15 protein-coding genes and 1 pseudogene are annotated in these 15,634 nt (G+C 69.1%); 3 read left to right on the top strand and 13 right to left on the bottom strand.

Annotated features, from left to right (window positions below; genetic code table 11):
• Nucleotides 1-12 precede the first annotated feature (12 nt).
• Nucleotides 13-276 (bottom strand): Lpp/OprI family alanine-zipper lipoprotein, encoded by a 264-nt coding sequence (locus tag DFQ59_RS13375; RefSeq protein ID WP_114280218.1) that lies wholly within the window; start codon nucleotides 274-276, stop codon nucleotides 13-15.
• 299 nt (nucleotides 277-575) lie between these two features.
• Here DFQ59_RS13375 and ettA point away from each other — a divergent pair, with 299 nt between their 5' ends.
• Nucleotides 576-2,246 carry an energy-dependent translational throttle protein EttA gene (ettA, locus tag DFQ59_RS13370; RefSeq protein WP_114280217.1) on the top strand — a complete coding sequence of 557 codons (1,671 nt, stop codon included), beginning with the start codon at nucleotides 576-578 and terminating at the stop codon, nucleotides 2,244-2,246.
• A gap of 114 nt (nucleotides 2,247-2,360) precedes the next feature.
• Here the strand turns inward: ettA and DFQ59_RS19590 are convergent, their stop codons facing one another.
• A complete protein-coding gene (locus tag DFQ59_RS19590) occupies nucleotides 2,361-2,627 on the bottom strand; it encodes a hypothetical protein (protein ID WP_147275253.1) in 267 nt (88 codons plus the stop codon).
• Here DFQ59_RS19590 and DFQ59_RS13365 point away from each other — a divergent pair.
• Nucleotides 2,626-3,798: an MFS transporter gene (locus tag DFQ59_RS13365; protein ID WP_114280216.1), complete on the top strand. Its 1,173-nt coding sequence runs from the start codon at nucleotides 2,626-2,628 to the stop codon at nucleotides 3,796-3,798. The genes DFQ59_RS19590 and DFQ59_RS13365 overlap by 2 nt on opposite strands.
• An 88-nt stretch (nucleotides 3,799-3,886) precedes the next feature.
• A complete protein-coding gene (locus DFQ59_RS13360; protein ID WP_245937279.1) occupies nucleotides 3,887-5,239 on the top strand; it encodes a TrpB-like pyridoxal phosphate-dependent enzyme in 1,353 nt (450 codons plus the stop codon).
• A 97-nt stretch (nucleotides 5,240-5,336) separates the two neighbouring features.
• Here the strand turns inward: DFQ59_RS13360 and tfpB are convergent, their stop codons facing one another.
• The 11 genes and pseudogenes from tfpB to DFQ59_RS20305 all read right to left on the bottom strand — a co-directional run.
• Complete coding sequence (gene tfpB / locus DFQ59_RS13355; protein WP_114280214.1) at nucleotides 5,337-7,139, bottom strand: type IV pilus assembly ATPase TfpB; 1,803 nt, start codon at nucleotides 7,137-7,139, stop codon at nucleotides 5,337-5,339.
• Nucleotides 7,140-7,331: 192 nt separating this feature from the next.
• The gene (radA, locus tag DFQ59_RS13350) at nucleotides 7,332-8,690 is read right to left on the bottom strand and encodes a DNA repair protein RadA (RefSeq protein WP_114280213.1); all 1,359 of its coding nucleotides are present in this window, start codon (nucleotides 8,688-8,690) and stop codon (nucleotides 7,332-7,334) included.
• Between the two features lie 130 nt (nucleotides 8,691-8,820).
• On the bottom strand, nucleotides 8,821-9,438 hold the full coding sequence (locus DFQ59_RS13345; RefSeq protein ID WP_211314936.1) for a cytochrome b/b6 domain-containing protein: 618 nt from the start codon (nucleotides 9,436-9,438) through the stop codon (nucleotides 8,821-8,823).
• Nucleotides 9,439-9,440: 2 nt separating this feature from the next.
• A complete protein-coding gene (locus tag DFQ59_RS13340) occupies nucleotides 9,441-11,051 on the bottom strand; it encodes a tetrathionate reductase family octaheme c-type cytochrome (RefSeq protein WP_114280212.1) in 1,611 nt (536 codons plus the stop codon).
• A 253-nt stretch (nucleotides 11,052-11,304) separates the two neighbouring features.
• On the bottom strand, nucleotides 11,305-12,708 hold the full coding sequence (dnaB, locus tag DFQ59_RS13335) for a replicative DNA helicase (RefSeq protein ID WP_114280211.1): 1,404 nt from the start codon (nucleotides 12,706-12,708) through the stop codon (nucleotides 11,305-11,307).
• A gap of 118 nt (nucleotides 12,709-12,826) precedes the next feature.
• Nucleotides 12,827-13,273, bottom strand: coding sequence for a 50S ribosomal protein L9 (rplI, locus tag DFQ59_RS13330; RefSeq protein ID WP_114280380.1), 447 nt, complete (start codon nucleotides 13,271-13,273; stop codon nucleotides 12,827-12,829).
• A gap of 36 nt (nucleotides 13,274-13,309) precedes the next feature.
• Nucleotides 13,310-14,218, bottom strand: a complete 909-nt coding sequence (locus tag DFQ59_RS13325; RefSeq protein WP_114280210.1) for a hypothetical protein — start codon at nucleotides 14,216-14,218, stop codon at nucleotides 13,310-13,312.
• Nucleotides 14,219-14,289: 71 nt separating this feature from the next.
• Nucleotides 14,290-14,514: a 30S ribosomal protein S18 gene (gene rpsR, locus DFQ59_RS13320; RefSeq protein WP_114280209.1), complete on the bottom strand. Its 225-nt coding sequence runs from the start codon at nucleotides 14,512-14,514 to the stop codon at nucleotides 14,290-14,292.
• A 16-nt stretch (nucleotides 14,515-14,530) separates the two neighbouring features.
• Nucleotides 14,531-14,836: a primosomal replication protein N gene (gene priB / locus DFQ59_RS13315; RefSeq protein WP_114280208.1), complete on the bottom strand. Its 306-nt coding sequence runs from the start codon at nucleotides 14,834-14,836 to the stop codon at nucleotides 14,531-14,533.
• A gap of 12 nt (nucleotides 14,837-14,848) precedes the next feature.
• Nucleotides 14,849-15,298 carry a 30S ribosomal protein S6 gene (gene rpsF, locus DFQ59_RS13310; protein ID WP_114280207.1) on the bottom strand — a complete coding sequence of 150 codons (450 nt, stop codon included), beginning with the start codon at nucleotides 15,296-15,298 and terminating at the stop codon, nucleotides 14,849-14,851.
• Between the two features lie 220 nt (nucleotides 15,299-15,518).
• Nucleotides 15,519-15,634, bottom strand: a pseudogene (locus DFQ59_RS20305) (23S rRNA (guanosine(2251)-2'-O)-methyltransferase RlmB); the annotation flags it as partial.

Genomic DNA, 15,634 nt, shown 5'->3' with positions numbered 1-15,634 from the left:
CTGGGCGTCGACTTACTTGCCGCAGCACCTCTCCATCATGCGGTCGGCACGCTCATTGGCCTGATCGGCGGCGCGCATGGCGGCATCCGCCTTCTGCATGGCGGCTTCGGCCTTGCTGTCGGCGGCATCGGCGGTGCTCTGGGCCTGGGAGGCCATCTGCTTGGCGCTGTCGATGTCGGCCTGCATCTGCTTGAGCTGATCGGTGGTGGCGCAGCCAGCCAGCAGCCCCACGCTCAGGGCGACGGCGGACATTTTCAGGACAATGCTTTTCTTCATCGCTTTCTCCTTGTTCAAGAAGGTTTACCCGGGAATCCGTGGCCACGACGGCCGATGGAAAGATATCAGTTGCCCCTTGCCCAATCGGGATTGTAGTTCAAATTTCCACACTTGTTCGGTCATGGTTCATCAAGATTGCATAAAATCCGTGGCTGCGGAAGTGGATCCCGACGCGCGACCGGCAGTTTGATCTCACGCCGCCGATTCATTAGTGTGCTGCCTCCAGGGGTGAAGCAGCACACGGCGGCCCGGCCGCCATTTTTCCTCTCTCCGACTCTTCGACGAAGGTCTGTCCAACCATGGCCCAGTACATCTACACCATGAACCGGGTGGGCAAGGTAGTGCCCCCCAACAACCGCTGGATCCTGAAGGATATCTCGCTCTCCTTCTTCCCCGGCGCCAAGATCGGCGTGCTCGGCCTCAACGGCTCGGGCAAGTCCACCCTGCTGCGGATCATGGCCGGGGTGGATACCGACATCCAGGGCGAGGCGCGGCCCCAGTCGGGCATCAACATCGGCTACCTGCCCCAGGAGCCCCGGCTCGACCCCGCCAAGGACGTGCGCGGCAATGTGGAGGAGGCGCTGGGCCATGTGAAGGAGGCGCTGGCGAAGCTCGACGCGGTCTACGCCGCCTATGCCGAGCCCGACGCCGACTTCGACGCCCTGGCCGCCGAGCAGGCGCGGCTGGAGAACATCATCCAGGCCGCCGACGGCCACAACCTGGAACACCAGCTGGAGGTGGCCGCCGATGCGCTGCGCCTGCCGCCCTGGGACGCCGACGTGACCAAGCTCTCGGGCGGCGAGCGGCGCCGGGTCGCGCTGTGCCGGCTGCTGCTCTCGGCGCCCGACATGCTGCTGCTGGACGAGCCCACCAACCACCTGGACGCCGAGAGCGTGGCGTGGCTGGAGGTGTTCCTGAAGAACTTCCCCGGCACCGTGGTGGCCATCACCCACGACCGCTACTTCCTCGACAACGTGGCCGGCTGGATCCTCGAGCTCGACCGCGGCCAGGGCATCCCCTGGGAGGGCAACTACTCCTCCTGGCTGGAGCAGAAGGAGAAGCGCCTGGAGCAGGAGCAGAAGCAGGAGGCGGCGCGCATCAAGGCCATGAAGCACGAGCTGGAATGGGTACGCTCCAACCCCAAGGGGCGCCATGCCAAGAGCAAGGCCCGCCTGGCCCGCTTCGAGGAGCTGCAGTCGGCCGACTACCAGAAGCGCAACGAGACCAACGAGCTCTACATTCCGCCGGGGCCGCGCCTGGGCGACCTGGTGATCGAGGCCGAGGGGCTCACCAAGGGCTTCGGCGAGCGGCTGCTCATCGACGGCCTCTCCTTCCGCCTCCCCCCGGGCGGGATCGTGGGCGTCATCGGCCCCAACGGTGCCGGCAAGACCACCCTGTTCCGGATGCTGGTGGGCCAGGAGCAGCCGGACGGCGGCGAGCTGCGGGTGGGACCCACCGTGCAGCTCGCCTACGTGGACCAGAGCCGCGATGCGCTGGACGGCGGCAAGACGGTCTGGGAGGAGGTCTCCGGCGGCCAGGAACTCATCACCGTGGGCAGGTTCCAGCTCAACTCCCGGGCCTACCTCAGCCGCTTCAACTTCCGCGGCACCGACCAGCAGAAACAGGTGGGCAATCTCTCCGGCGGCGAGCGCAACCGCCTGCACCTGGCCAAGCTGCTGCAGAGCGGCGGCAACGTGCTGCTGCTGGACGAGCCCACCAACGATCTCGACGTGGAGACCCTGCGGGCGCTGGAGGAGGCGCTGCTGGAGTTCCCGGGCTGCGCCGTGGTCATCTCCCACGACCGCTGGTTCCTCGACCGCGTCGCCACCCACATCCTCGCCTTCGAGGGCGACAGCCGGGCGGTCTGGTTCGAGGGCAACTACGCCGACTACGAGGCCGATCGCCACCGGCGCCTGGGCACCGACGCCGACCAGCCCCACCGCATCAAGTACAAGCCGCTCAAGGTCTGAGGCGCGACCTCCAACCACCCTGTTCACCACGAAGGCACGAAGGACACGAAGCAAGGCGAAAAGACTTTTTATCCGCAGATTACGCCGATTACGCCGATTACGCCGATTGGGTTTTCAATGCCGGGATTTCCCGTCGGGAATCCCGGCCTCACCGGCTGTTCCATTGCCACGGCGGGCGAGAACTTGTCCGGGCCCGGCGCGGAACCCTGCGCGCGAAAAAAAAATCTGCGTAATCGGCGTAATCTGCGGATAGTTGTTTCTCTTCGTGTCCTTCGTGCCTTCGTGGTGAAACGGGCCGTGCATGACGCGATCCCGGGAGGCGGCCGGCTGGTGCATAATGGTTGCCACCGCACCCATTCCCCGAGCAGGTCGTCCGGACATGTCCAACGTCTCCCCCCGCGGGCTGCAGCTCGCCGTGTTCGCGCTCGTCGCGGCGGCCTTCACCAACATCTACATCACCCAGCCGGTGCTGCCGGTGCTGCAGCGGGAGTTCGGCGCCTCGCCCACGGAGGTCTCCTTCACGGTGGCGGCGGTGATTCTCGGCGTCGCGCTGGCCAACCTGCCCTTCGGGCGGCTGGCCGACCGGGTCGACGTGCGCCGGCTGATTCTCGCCGGCGGTGTGCTGGTGGCCGTGAGCGGGCTGGTGTGCGCGGTCACGGAGAACCTGTGGCTGCTGGTGGCCGCCCGCTTCGTGCAGGGGCTGTTCATCCCCGCGGTCACCACCAGCCTCGCGGCGCACCTCTCCCGCAGCCTGCCGCTGGAGCGCCTCAACGTCGTGATGGGCGCCTACATCTCCGCCACGGTGGCCGGCGGGCTGGGCGGGCGCCTGCTCGGCGGCTGGCTGCACCCGCCCGCCCACTGGCGCTGGGCCTTCGTCACCGCCGCCGCACTGCTGCTGGCGGCCACCCTGTTCGCGCTGCGGGTCCTGCCGCGCCCGGAGGCCGGCACCCGGCCCGAGCCCGACACCGGCGGCTACCTGGACCTGCTGCGGCGCCCGGAGATCCTGCGCATCTACGCGGTGGCCTTCGCCGCCTTCTTCGTCTTCTCGTCGCTGTTCAACTACCTGCCCTTCCGCCTCGAGGGCCCGCCCTTCGGGCTGCCCACCGGGGTCATCACCCTCATCTACCTGGCCTACGTCGTCGGCATCGGCATGGGGCCGCTGGCGGGCCGGCTCAGCAACCGCTACGGCAACGCCGCCACCCTGCTCGGCGGCACCCTGGTGCTGGGCGGCTCCATCGGCCTGACCCTGCTGCCCTCCCTGTGGACGGTGGTGATCGGGCTGGTGGGCATCTGCGCCGGGTTCTTCGCCATGCACGCGGCGGCGGCCGGTTCGCTGAACCGGCGCCTGTCGGGCAGCCGCGGCCGGGCCAATGCCCTCTACGTGCTGTTCTACTACCTCGGCGGCTGGACCGGCATCAGCGTCTGCGGCCTGGCCTGGAGCCGGGCCGGCTGGGGTGCGGTGGTGAGCCTGGACCTGGCGCTGCTGGCCATCCCCCTGGCGGTTGCCTGGTTCGTCCACCGCCAGGGAGGGCCGGCGCCGGCCTCCGGCTGATACCCGTTCTCTGCGGCCTTTGCCAATTCCGTATCACAGATGCTGTAATAGAACGGTTATGAATTCCCGTCCTTCAAGGAGACCCACAGTGCAGCAGACCAAGATCCTGCTCGACGAGTCCGAGATTCCCACCCACTGGTACAACGTGGTGGCCGACATGCCGAACCCGCCGGCACCGCCGCTGGGGCCCGACGGCAAGCCCATCGGCCCCGACGCGCTGGCCGCCATCTTCCCCATGGCCCTCATCGAGCAGGAGGTCTCCGCCGAGCGCTGGATCCCGATCCCGGACGAGGTGCGGCAGTTCCTGACCATGTGGCGGCCCTCGCCCCTGTTCCGCGCCCACCGCCTGGAGCAGATGCTCGGGACCCCGGCGAAGATCTTCTACAAGTACGAGGGCATCAGCCCGGCCGGATCCCACAAGCCCAACACCGCCGTGGCCCAGGCCTACTACAACAAGCAGGAGGGCATCAAGCGCCTGACCACCGAGACCGGCGCCGGCCAGTGGGGCTCCTCCCTGGCCCTGGTGGGCAACAAGTTCGGGCTCGACGTGCGCGTCTACATGGTGAAGGTGAGCTACGAGCAGAAGCCCTTCCGCCGCTCCATGATGCAGACCTGGGGGGCCGAGGTGCTGCCGAGCCCCACCAACCTCACCAACTCCGGGCGCCACATCCTGGCCCAGGACCCGGACTCCCAGGGCTCGCTCGGCATCGCCATCTCCGAGGCGGTGGAGGAGGCGGCCTCGCGCGACGACACCAACTACTCCCTGGGCTCGGTGCTCAACCACGTGCTGCTGCACCAGACGGTCATCGGTCTCGAGACCCGCAAGCAGCTGGAGAAGGTGGGCGAGTACCCGGATGTCATCTTCGCCCCCTGCGGCGGCGGCTCCAACGTCGGCGGCATGATGTTCCCCTTCTTCGCCGACAAGGCCGCCGGCAAGGATATCCGCCTGGTGGCGGTGGAGCCCGCCTCCTGCCCGACCCTGACCCGCGGCCACTACGCCTACGACTTCGGCGACACCGAGGGGCTCACCCCGCTGATGCTCATGTACACCCTGGGCCACGACTTCATGCCCCCGGGCATCCACGCCGGCGGCCTGCGCTACCACGGCGACTCCCCGCTGGTCTCCCAGCTCTACAAGGAGGGCTACCTGGAGGCGCAGGCGGTGTCGCAGATCGCCACCTTCGAGGCCGGCGTCACCTTCGCCCGGGCCGAGGGCATCGTGGCCGCCCCCGAGTCCTGCCACGCCATCCGCGCGGCCATGGACGAGGCGCTGCGCTGCAAGGAGACCGGCGAGGCGAAGACCATCCTGTTCACCCTCTCCGGCCACGGCCACTTCGACATGGCCTCCTACGACAAGTACTTCGCCGGCGAGTTGGAGGACTACGACTACCCCGAGCAGGCCATCCACGACGCCCTGGAGCGGCTGCCCAAGGTGGGCTGAGCGGCCGGGCGTCGTTCGGTCTTCACCGGTGCGCGCGACGCACCCTACGCAGAGTCCACTGCTGTAGGGTGCGCCGCGCGCACCGTCCGCCCCCGCCTCAGAGCACGCTCGGCGGAGCCACCCGCAGCACCTCCTCCACCGTCGTCTCGCCCCGGGCCACCTTGCGCGCGCCGCTCAGGCGCAACGGGCGCAGTCCGTCGCGCAGGGCCTGCTGGCGCAGCGCCTTGAGCGCGCAATCCGGCCCGATCAACGCCTTCAGCCCCTCGGTCACCCGCAGCAGCTCGTAGACCCCGGTGCGGCCCAGGTAGCCGGTCTGGCGGCACTCCAGGCACCCCACCGGCCCGTGGATCCGCTCCGGCAGCTCGGCCTTCCACGGACTCACCAGGCTCTGCCAGGCGGTCTCGTCCACCGCGACGGCTTCCTTGCAGTGGGGACACAGGGTGCGCACCAGGCGCTGGGCCAGCACGCCGAGCAGGGTGGCGTTGATGAGGTAGGGCGGCACGCCGATCTCCATCAGCCGGGTCACGGCGGAGACCGCGTCGTTGGTGTGCAGGGTGGAGAAGACCAGGTGGCCGGTCAGGGCCGCCTGCACCGCCATCTCGGCGGTCTCGCGGTCGCGGATCTCGCCCACCATGATGATGTCCGGGTCCTGGCGCAGCAGGGTGCGCACACCGGCGGCGAAATCGAGCCCGATGGCATGGTGCACCTGCATCTGGTTGAAGGCCGGCTCCACCATCTCGATGGGGTCCTCCACCGTGCACACGTTCACCTCCGGCCGGGCCAGCACCTTCAGGGTGGAGTAGAGGGTGGTGGTCTTGCCCGAACCGGTGGGACCGGTCACCAGGACGATGCCGTGGGGCTGGGTGATGAGGCCGCGCCAGGCGCGCTCCTCCTCGCCGCTGAAGCCGAGCTCGTGGTAGTCCTGCACCAGGGTTCCGGGATCGAAGATGCGCAGCACCAGCTTCTCGCCGAAGGCGGTGGGCAGGGAGGAGAGGCGCAGCTCCACCTCGGCGCCGTCGGGGCTGCGGGTCTTGATGCGCCCGTCCTGGGGACGGCGCTTCTCGGCCACGTCCATGCGGCCGAGAATCTTGATGCGGCTGGTGACCGCCGCCAGCACCGGGGCGGGAATCTCGTAGACGGTATGCAGCACCCCGTCGATGCGGAAGCGCACGTTGCCCTGCTCCCGCCGCGGCTCCAGGTGGATGTCGCTGGCGCGCTGGCCGAAGGCGTACTGCAGCAGCCAGTCGACGATGTTGATGACGTGCTGGTCGTTGGCGTCGAGCTCGCCGCGCCGGCCCAGCTCCATCAGCTGCTCCAGGTTCTGCACCCCCGCGGCGCGTCCCTCGCGCTCGGCGTCCTCGGCCCGGCGCACCGAGCGGGACAGGGTGTAGAACTCCAGCAGGTAGCGGTCGATGGCTGCGGGACTCGTCACCACCCGGCGGATGGGACGCCCGAGGACATGGGCGAGCTCGTTTTCCCAGGCCCGGACCCAGGGCTGGGCGGTGGCGATCACCACCGCCTCGGACCCCGCCTCCACGGCCAGGATGCGCCAGCGCCGGGCGTAGGCGTAGGACATCACCCCGGTGATGGCGGTGACATCCACTTTCAGGGGATCGATGACCTGGTGGGGCAGCCCGGCCCGCCGGGCCAGCCAGCCGGTCAGGGTTTCGAGATCCAGCGCCCGCGCCGGGGCGTCGGCGCGCGGCCAGTTGCGTTCGGCGATGAGGGCCAGGGGATGGCGATCGCCGCTGCCCCGCGTCCCCCGCCCCGCCTTCAGCGCGGCGGCCCGGTCGGCGGCCAGCAGGCCGTCGGCCACCAGGGCATCGAGCACGGCGAAGAGCTCCAGCGGGTGCTCGCCGCCCGCCGCCTCGCCACTGGGCAAAGCCGATTCCGGCTCCATAGACCTCTCCCGTCGACTCCACGATAGCGCCAGCTTACCCGCCCGGAGGCCCGGGGAACGTGAAGCGCTCCCGGCGCCGCCGAATCGGCCCGGGGTCGTGCCGGCGGGATGCGGGACACCGCCGTGAGAGTCTAGCAGCCCCCGTGCCGCCTGCCGCGGGATCGCGCTGGCGGGTGTCCGGCAGCGGCCGGGTCAGCCGATGGCATCGATGGCCTCGGCGAGGCGCTGCACCGCCACCACCTCCACGCCCGGCGGCGCCCGCTTCGGCGCGTTGGCCCGCGGCATCAGCACGCGGCGGAAGCCGTGCTTGGCCGCCTCCCGCAGCCGCTCCTGCCCACCCTGGACGGGGCGGATCTCGCCCGACAGCCCCACCTCCCCGAAGGCCGCCAGCCCCTCCGGCAGGGGCCGGTTGCGCAGGCTGGAGAGCACCGCCAGCAGCACCGGCAGGTCGGCGCCCGTCTCGGTGACGCGCACGCCGCCCACCATGTTCACGAACACGTCCTGGTCGAAGGTGGCCACGCCGCCGTGGCGGTGGAGCACCGCCAGCAGCATGGCGATGCGGTTCTGGTCGAAGCCGAGGGTGAGCCGGCGCGGATTGCCGAGGTGACTCTGGTCCACCAGCGCCTGCACCTCCACCAGCAGCGGCCGGCTGCCCTCCCAGGTGGCCATGATGACGCTGCCGGGCACGCTCGCCTCGAAGCCGGAGAGGAAGATGGCCGAGGGGTTGCTCACCTCCTTCAGCCCGCGGTCGGACATGGCGAACACGCCCAGCTCGTTGACCGCGCCGAAACGGTTCTTGACCGCGCGGATGACCCGGAAGCGCGCCCCCCGCTCGCCCTCGAAGTAGAGCACCGTGTCCACCATGTGCTCGAGCACGCGGGGGCCGGCCAGTGTCCCCTCCTTGGTGACGTGGCCGACCAGGAACAGCGCGGTGCCGGTCTGCTTGGCGAAGCGCACCAGGCCCGCGGCGCTGTCGCGCACCTGGGCCACCGAGCCGGGGGCCGAGCTCAACTGCTCGGTGTAGACGGTCTGGATGGAGTCCACCACCGCCACCTGCGGGCGCTCCTGCTCCAGCACCTGGAGCATGCGCTCCACCCGGGTTTCGGCCAGCAGCCGCAGGCCCGCATCGGGCAGCCCCAGGCGGCGCACCCGCAGCGCCACCTGCTGCAGGCTCTCCTCGCCGGTGATGTAGAGGCAGGGATGGCCGGTGCCCAGGTGGGCCAGCGCCTGGGACAGGAGCGTGGACTTGCCGATGCCGGGGTCGCCGCCGATGAGCACCACCGAGCCGGCCACCAGCCCGCCGCCGAGCACCCGGTCGAGCTCCACCAGGCCGGTGGGCAGGCGCGGCTCGGCCTCGAGGCTCACGTCCTCCAGCCGCTTGACCTCGGAGAGCGCGCCGGCGTAGCCGGCGAAGCGGGGACCGCGGGCCACCCCCTCCTCGGCTACCTCCACCAGAGTGTTCCAGCCGCCGCAGTCCGGGCACTGGCCGGCCCACTTCGGGGACTGGGCGCCGCACTCCGTGCAGCAGTAGCTGATCTTCTGCTTCGCCATCCGCGCCTCTTCGCTTCCAGGGAAGAGCGCTACTTTACCGCAACCCTCCCCGCCCGCGCAGGCGCTGGATCATGGATCGCGCGGATTCGGGCCGGAAGGGGACGGCTGCACCGGCCACGGTGAACGGGGCTCAGTGCTCCACCTCCTCGTAGCCGGTGATCATTCCCCGGATGAGGGAGAAGACCGTCTTGCCCATGGTCGCCATGTAGACGTGGGCGATGAAGAAGATGAGCATGCCGAAGGCGGCGGCCGTGTGCACGATGGCCACGGTGCCGAGGCTCAGCCAGCCGGGGCCCTGCCCCTGCCACTGCGGGTAGAAGAGGTAGGCCAGGCCCGAGACCCAGATGACGGGCGCCACCAGGGTGGCGAAGAAGAGCAGGTAGGCCATGCGCTGCAGCGGGTTGTGCTTGGCCTCCACCGACTTCCGGAACGGGTGCTTCTCGCCCAGGAAGGTGCCCAGGGCGTAGTAGCGGGCCACCTCCGCCAGGCTCTTGGCGCACTGGGGCAGCGGGTTGCTGGGCAGGTAGTGCCGGAAGGCGCCGGTGGTGAGGTGCCAGAAGATGGCGAACACCCATAGCACCATCAGGGCCCAGGCCAGCAGGGTGTGGATCTGCACCGCGCGGCCGAAGCCGAGCAGTTCATACTCGCCGTGGATCTCGAAGCCGGTGATCATCAGCCAGATGATGAGACCGGCCTGGGTCCAGTGCCAGAACCGCTCGAAGCGGGCGTAGAGATAGAGCTTGGTCATGATCAGGCCTCCCGCGGCTTGCGCTTGACGAGGAACCGGGCGATACCGTGGGCCAGGGCGCCCAGCAGCGTCAGCACCACCACAATCCAGCCGATGGTGTCGAGGATGCCGAAGGCGTCGCGGCCGGGGATGTAGACGCCCTCCAGGTTTGCCAGCCGGCCGTCCTGGCTGTGGCACTCGGCGCAGCCGAGGGCCTCCCCGGCGGGCGCCACCATGTGGGTGATGGGCCAGAACATCCGGTTGTCCACGAAGCCGTACTCGCCGCTGAAGGGCTGCGTGACCTCCCCCACCGCCACCGCCTCGGCCATGCCGGCCCCGAGCGCCCTGGACCAGTCGAAGTTGGTCCACAGGGCGGTGTCGTCCTTGCCGAACACATGGGTGACCAGCAGGGTGTTGGTCACCTTGTCGTAGGGCTGGCGGCCGCGCATCACCTTGAAGGGCCAGATGCGGGAATCGGGATCGTCGGCGCTGCCCTCGATGTCGTTCACCGATACCACCTGGTCCGGATCGATGGCGTCGCCGAACCTGGTGTACTTCACCGTGCCGTTGAACCAGTGGTACTCGGGCTGCACGTTCTCGCCGAACCTGAAGTCGCCCTTGGTGCTCAGGTAGACGGCGTGGCCGTGCTCGTCGAGCCGGGTGATGGGCTTGCCGTTCTCGTCCAGCCGGGTGGCCGTGGACCAGTCCCAGAAGGTCTTGGTGGCGATGCCGCCGCGGGCGAACTCGGGGATGTGGCAGGTCTGGCAGGCGACCCGGTCGGTGTGATCGTTGAGCTTGTCGTGGTCGGCGGCATGGGGCCGGTCGCCGTGGCAGGATTCGCACGAGGCGCGGCCGTCGTCGCGCCCGGGGATGTCCACCCCGTGGCCGTCCTTCGCGGTCATCCGGTAACGGCTGCCGTCCACCTGGTGCCGGTCGCTGGTGTGGCAGGTGGCGCAGGTGAAGTCCAGGCCGTCGGCGGCCATGTGCACGTCGAGCGCCTGGTCGGGCTCGATGAGCGAGCTGTCCAGGTCGCCGTGCTTGACACCGTCGTGACCGCCGCCGCTGAAGTGGCACGCGCCGCAGGTCTCGCGGCTGGTCATGCCCACGTGCTGGGCCACCTGCGCCAGGTCGGGCGCCTGCACCAGCTTGCCCTTCACCATCCGGTCCGCGTAGAGGGGGTGCCCGGCGTCGGTGGGGAACTTGGAGTAGGTCCCGGTGGTGTCGTGGCAGGCCAGGCAGTCCACGTTCTCCTCGGAGGAGAAGTCGAAGCTGGCATCCTCCCAGCCGTAGCCGATGTGACAGCTGGTGCAGCGCGGGTAGTTGGAGAGGATGCTGCCGCAGAAGACGTTGGGCTCGTGCTTCTTGCCCAGCACCTGGCCGGTTTCGGGGTGCTGGTACTCCCAGGTCCAGTGCTTGGTCCGGTGCAGCTGCCGGGCCGCCTCGGTATGGCAGGTCAGGCAGGCCCGGGTCACCTCCGGACCGGACTCGAACGGGCCCTGGAGCACCTCGAACTTGCCGTGGTCGGCGGTGGAGGCCGGAATCCCGGACCCGGCGTCGGTGGCGGCGGCCAGGGGCAGCCACAGCAGCAGCCCGGCGAGCAGCAGCCCGCCGGGAATGATTCTGGAACAGGACATGATTATCTTCCGCAGCGTCTGGAATGGCGGGTTACAGCGGCGTCACGGGTACTCCCCGCGCTGCCGGGCGGCATTCAAGCACATGCGGAAATACTGATGTAATGAGGATTATCAATGGGGCCGGAATTCAGGCGCCGGGCGGGGGTGACTGGGCAGGCGAGGATATTACGGGAGCGGATCGTGGCGGCCACCCGGTAAACCGATCCCGTATCGCCGCCCTACGGATGAAGTCCGCAGCTGCGGCCGCGTTCGCTCAGGCCGCGAAGCCGCCGTCGCCGAAGCGGTCGGGGGTGAAGTTCTCGAAGCGGGTGTAGCGGCCGAGGAAGGCCAGCCGCACGGTGCCGATGGGACCGTTGCGCTGCTTGCCGATGATGATCTCGGCGGTGCCCTTGTCGGGGCTGTCCTCGTTGTACACCTCGTCGCGGTAGATGAAGACGATGACGTCGGCGTCCTGCTCGATGGCGCCCGACTCGCGCAGGTCCGACATCACCGGGCGCTTGTTGGGACGCTGCTCCAGGCTGCGGTTGAGCTGCGAGAGGGCGATCACGGGGACGTGGAGCTCCTTCGCCAGGGCCTTGAGGGAGCGGGAGATCTCGGAGATTTCCGTGGCCCGGTTCTCGCCGCCGCCGGCCACCTGCATGAGCTGCAGGTAGTCGAGCATGATGAGCCCCAGGCCGTCGTGCTCGCGGGCCAGGCGGCGGGCCCGGGCGCGCACCTCGGTGGGAGTGAGGGCCGGGGTGTCGTCAATGAAGATCCTGGCCTCGGAGAGCAGGCTCACCGCGGAGGTCAGGCGCGGCCAGTCCTCGTCCTCCAGCTTGCCGGTGCGCAGCCGCTGCTGGTCGATCCGGCCGAGCGAGGACATCATGCGCATCACCAGCTGCTCGCCGGGCATCTCCATGCTGAACACCAGCACCGGCTTGTCGCCCTTGAGCGCGGCGTTCTCGGCCAGGTTCATGGCGAAGGTGGTCTTGCCCATGGACGGGCGGCCGGCCACGATCACCAGGTCGGAGGACTGCAGGCCCGAGGTGAGCTCGTCGAAATCGGCGTAGCCGGTGGAAAGGCCGGTGATGGGGTTGTCGAGCTCGAACAGGTGGTCGATGCGATCCACCGCCTTGGTGAGCAGTTCCTTGATGCCCCGGGGTCCGCCGCGGCCGCGCGAGCGCTGCTCGGCGATGCGGAAGACCTCCTGCTCGGCCACGTCCAGCAGCTCCTCGCTGGCGCGCCCCTTGGGGTTGAAGGCGGCATCGGCGATGCGGTTGGCCACCGCGATGAGCTGGCGCAGCACCGAGCGCTCGCGGACGATATCGGCGTAGGCGCCGATGTTGGCCACGCTGGGGGTGTTCTTGGCCAGCTCGGCGAGATAGGCGAGCCCCCCCGCCGCATCCAGCTCCCGGCGGCTCTCCAGGGTCTCGGACAGGGTGAGGACGTCGCAGGGCCGGTCGGTCTCCACCAGCTCGCGCACGGCGCGGAATATGAGGCGGTGGTCCTGGCGGTAGAAGTCCTCTTCACCCACCCGGTCGGCGATGCGCTCCCAGGCCCGGTTGTCCAGCATCAGGCCGCCGATGACCGACTGCTCCGCCTCGAGGGAGTGCGGCGGCACGCGCAGGGCCTCGGTGGCGGCGTCCACTGGCTCCTTGGCGTACACGTTCTCGGGCATGGCGGCTTGACTGGCTCCCGTCGGGTGGGCGATGGGGGGCCTCCCTGGCCCGGCGCGGGCGGACGTCCGGACTGTTACGCCCGCGGCACCGCGTTCCCTGCGGTGCCGTTCGGCCGTCTCAGTCGGCGACCACGGTCACCTTCACGCTGGCTTCCACGTCGCTGTGCAGGGCCAGCGCGATCTCGAACTCGCCGGTCTGGCGCAGGGCGCCCTCGGGCAGCAGCACTTCGTGCTTGCTCACCTCGACACCGGCGGCGGTGATGGCGTCGGCCAGGTCCCGGGTGCCGATGGAGCCGAACAGCTTGCCCTGGTCGCCGGCGCGGGCGGCAATGGTCACCTCGAGGCCTTCGAGCTGCCCGGCGCGCGCCTGGGCGGCCTCCAGGGCTTCGGTCTGCTGACGCTCGAGCTCGGCGCGGCGCTCCTCGAAGGCAGCCAGGTTGACATCGGTGGCGACCACCGCCTTGCCCTGGGGGATGAGGAAGTTGCGGCCGTAGCCGGGCTTCACGTTCACCTTGTCACCCAGGTTACCCAGGTTACGAATCTTTTCCAGCAGAATGACTTCCATCTTGCACACCTCGGTCTGTGACAGCACGCATCCGGGTCAGGCCTGACGGCCGGTGCGGCGTCGAATATCCAACCAACTGTCGGCCACCGCCGCCAGCGCCACCAGGAGCGCCAGGGGCTGCAGCACCACCAGCAGAACGTAAAATCCAACCAGCCAGAAACCGCTGTTCGGCGCCCGCGCGGCCAGCGCGTGCACCAGTCCGATCCCGGCCAGCGCGAACGCCATCAGCAGCGGCATGGCGAGATCGGCGGCGAAACCGGCCAGCGGCCCGCCCCCGAACCCGGCGGCCGCCAGCAACAGCACCAGGGCCAGCCCCAAGCGCCGATCCAGTCGCAGCCCGTGAAATTCCACCCGGAATTCTCCGGGATTATACAGGAGCGACTGCCACCAGCGCGCCAGCAACAGGCTGACCACGACGCTGAACAGGACCGCCGAGGCCAGCAGCCCGGTAAACCGGGGCGCCCACGCCAGCAGCAGATCCCGCAGCGCCTGCACCTCCGGGCCTGCCGCGGCGGACTCCAGCAGGGGCCCGAAGCCGGCCTCCAGGGCCGATTGCCAGAAGCTGGCCACATCCCCGACGGCGAGATAGGTGGCCACCACGGCGACAACCCCCAGCAGCGCTCCGCCCTGCAGCGTCAGCGGCAGGGAGACGGTGAGCCGGAGCAGGAGCGCCAGGCCCGTCACCGCCAGCCAGAATCCGCCCTGCAACAGCAGCAGCCGGCTGGGATCCCCCAGCAGGCCGAAGCCGAGCACGGCGGCGCCCAGCAGCGCCAGCCCCATCACCTGCAGGGCTTCCCGCCCGCCGTGGCGCAGGGCCACCAGGGCCATCGCACCGCCCGCCACATAGCTCAATGGCGGCAGGAAGACCGACAGGAAGGCGCAGGCCACGGCCACGAGGGCCGCCTGCAACCGGCCGCGCATGATGTAGGCAGCGAGCGCACGCATGACTGGGAGACCGGTTCAGCGATTACCGGCGCACGGGAACGGCCCCCGGGCCGTGCCCGGCCTCCACGGACTCAGTGCTGATCCGTGTAGGGCAGCAGCGCCAGGAAACGGGCGCGCTTGATGGCCGTGGCCAGCTGGCGCTGGTAGCGGGCCTTGGTGCCGGTGATGCGGCTCGGCACGATCTTGCCGCTCTCGGTGACGTACTCCTTGAGGGTGACCAGATCCTTGTAATCGATCTCCTCGACGCCCTGGGCGGTGAAACGGCAATACTTGCGACGGCGGAAAAAACGTGACATCTCTTAAATCTCCTGCTCAATCAATCGGTTCAATCTCGACAGCGTGAAGAACGAGGCGGGGCTCACCCTGGCGGTTGGTCGTGCGCTCGATGAAACCGCTCACCCGTACCCGGTCATCGGTGCCGAAGGCCTTCGCCTTCGGCGCCAGGTCCTCGCCACAGGCGACCACCCCTATGCGGCAGTACACCTCGCGGCTGAGACCGGCTTCGACCTGCCGGGAACGGTGTTCGAGCACGAACCGGGTAATGGGAATGGCGGCCGGCGAGTAGCGTATGTCAGGAGCCCTGACCACCCTGCCGTCCAGTTCCAGCCGGTTCGCCACCGCCGTGGCGCCTTACTCCTCCTCTTCCTCTTCTTCTTCGCCGCTGTCGTCGGATTCCTGCCTGTTGGAGCCACGGTCACGATCGTCACGATCACCACGGTCGCGATCCTCACGATCGCCACGGCCACGGTCCTCGCGGCCCTCACGCTCCTTCAGCATCGGGGAGGGCTCGGTCACGGCGGCCTTGCGGGTAATCACCAGGTTGCGCAGCACGGCATCATTGAACCGGAACAGGCTCTCGATTTCAGCCATGGTCGCCGGGTCGCACTCGACATTCATGAGCACGTAGTGGGCCTTGTGCACCTTGTTGATCGGGTAGGCGAGCTGGCGCCGACCCCAGTCCTCGAGGCGGTGGATGGCACCGCCGTTGCCCTCGATGAGCGCGCGATAGCGCTCGATCATGGCAGGGACCTGTTCACTCTGGTCCGGATGGACCATGAATACCACTTCGTAATGACGCATCTACTGTTCGCTCCTTTCGGCCTGAACAGCCCCCGGAACCATTCCGGGAGCAAGGAGAAACCCCCGGCGACCTGAGTCCCGGAGGTGGAAACGCGGAATCTTAATGGATCAGACAGTTGGGCGCAATGGCGGCGATGGTCACCAGTCACCGGTCACCGGTCACCGGTCACCGGTCACCGGTCACCAGCATCGAACCTCGGCTCCGGTCACACAGGTCCGGTCAGCCCTGGCCGCCCACCCGCCCCTTCGCGTCCCGCTGGCGCAGGGCCTCGAACAGGCAGATGCCGGTGGCCACGGAGACGTTGAGGCTGCTGACGCTGCCGCGCAGGGGGATGG

The sequence above is a fragment of the Thioalbus denitrificans genome, from assembly GCF_003337735.1.
Lineage (GTDB): Bacteria > Pseudomonadota > Gammaproteobacteria > DSM-26407 > DSM-26407 > Thioalbus > Thioalbus denitrificans.
This window is presented reverse-complemented; position numbering and strand designations above follow the sequence as displayed.

What these genes read in the sequence shown, in the direction of transcription:
- DFQ59_RS13375 (WP_114280218.1), bottom strand. Translation starts at nt 276, where the DNA reads ATGAAGAAAAGCATTGTCCTGAAAATGTCCGCCGTCGCCCTGAGCGTG.
- ettA (WP_114280217.1), top strand. Translation starts at nt 576, where the DNA reads ATGGCCCAGTACATCTACACCATGAACCGGGTGGGCAAGGTAGTGCCC.
- DFQ59_RS13365 (WP_114280216.1), top strand. Translation starts at nt 2,626, where the DNA reads ATGTCCAACGTCTCCCCCCGCGGGCTGCAGCTCGCCGTGTTCGCGCTC.
- DFQ59_RS19590 (WP_147275253.1), bottom strand. Translation starts at nt 2,627, where the DNA reads ATGTCCGGACGACCTGCTCGGGGAATGGGTGCGGTGGCAACCATTATG.
- tfpB (WP_114280214.1), bottom strand. Translation starts at nt 7,139, where the DNA reads ATGGAGCCGGAATCGGCTTTGCCCAGTGGCGAGGCGGCGGGCGGCGAG.
- radA (WP_114280213.1), bottom strand. Translation starts at nt 8,690, where the DNA reads ATGGCGAAGCAGAAGATCAGCTACTGCTGCACGGAGTGCGGCGCCCAG.
- DFQ59_RS13345 (WP_211314936.1), bottom strand. Translation starts at nt 9,438, where the DNA reads ATGACCAAGCTCTATCTCTACGCCCGCTTCGAGCGGTTCTGGCACTGG.
- DFQ59_RS13340 (WP_114280212.1), bottom strand. Translation starts at nt 11,051, where the DNA reads ATGTCCTGTTCCAGAATCATTCCCGGCGGGCTGCTGCTCGCCGGGCTG.
- dnaB (WP_114280211.1), bottom strand. Translation starts at nt 12,708, where the DNA reads ATGCCCGAGAACGTGTACGCCAAGGAGCCAGTGGACGCCGCCACCGAG.
- rplI (WP_114280380.1), bottom strand. Translation starts at nt 13,273, where the DNA reads ATGGAAGTCATTCTGCTGGAAAAGATTCGTAACCTGGGTAACCTGGGT.
- DFQ59_RS13325 (WP_114280210.1), bottom strand. Translation starts at nt 14,218, where the DNA reads ATGCGTGCGCTCGCTGCCTACATCATGCGCGGCCGGTTGCAGGCGGCC.
- rpsR (WP_114280209.1), bottom strand. Translation starts at nt 14,514, where the DNA reads ATGTCACGTTTTTTCCGCCGTCGCAAGTATTGCCGTTTCACCGCCCAG.
- rpsF (WP_114280207.1), bottom strand. Translation starts at nt 15,298, where the DNA reads ATGCGTCATTACGAAGTGGTATTCATGGTCCATCCGGACCAGAGTGAA.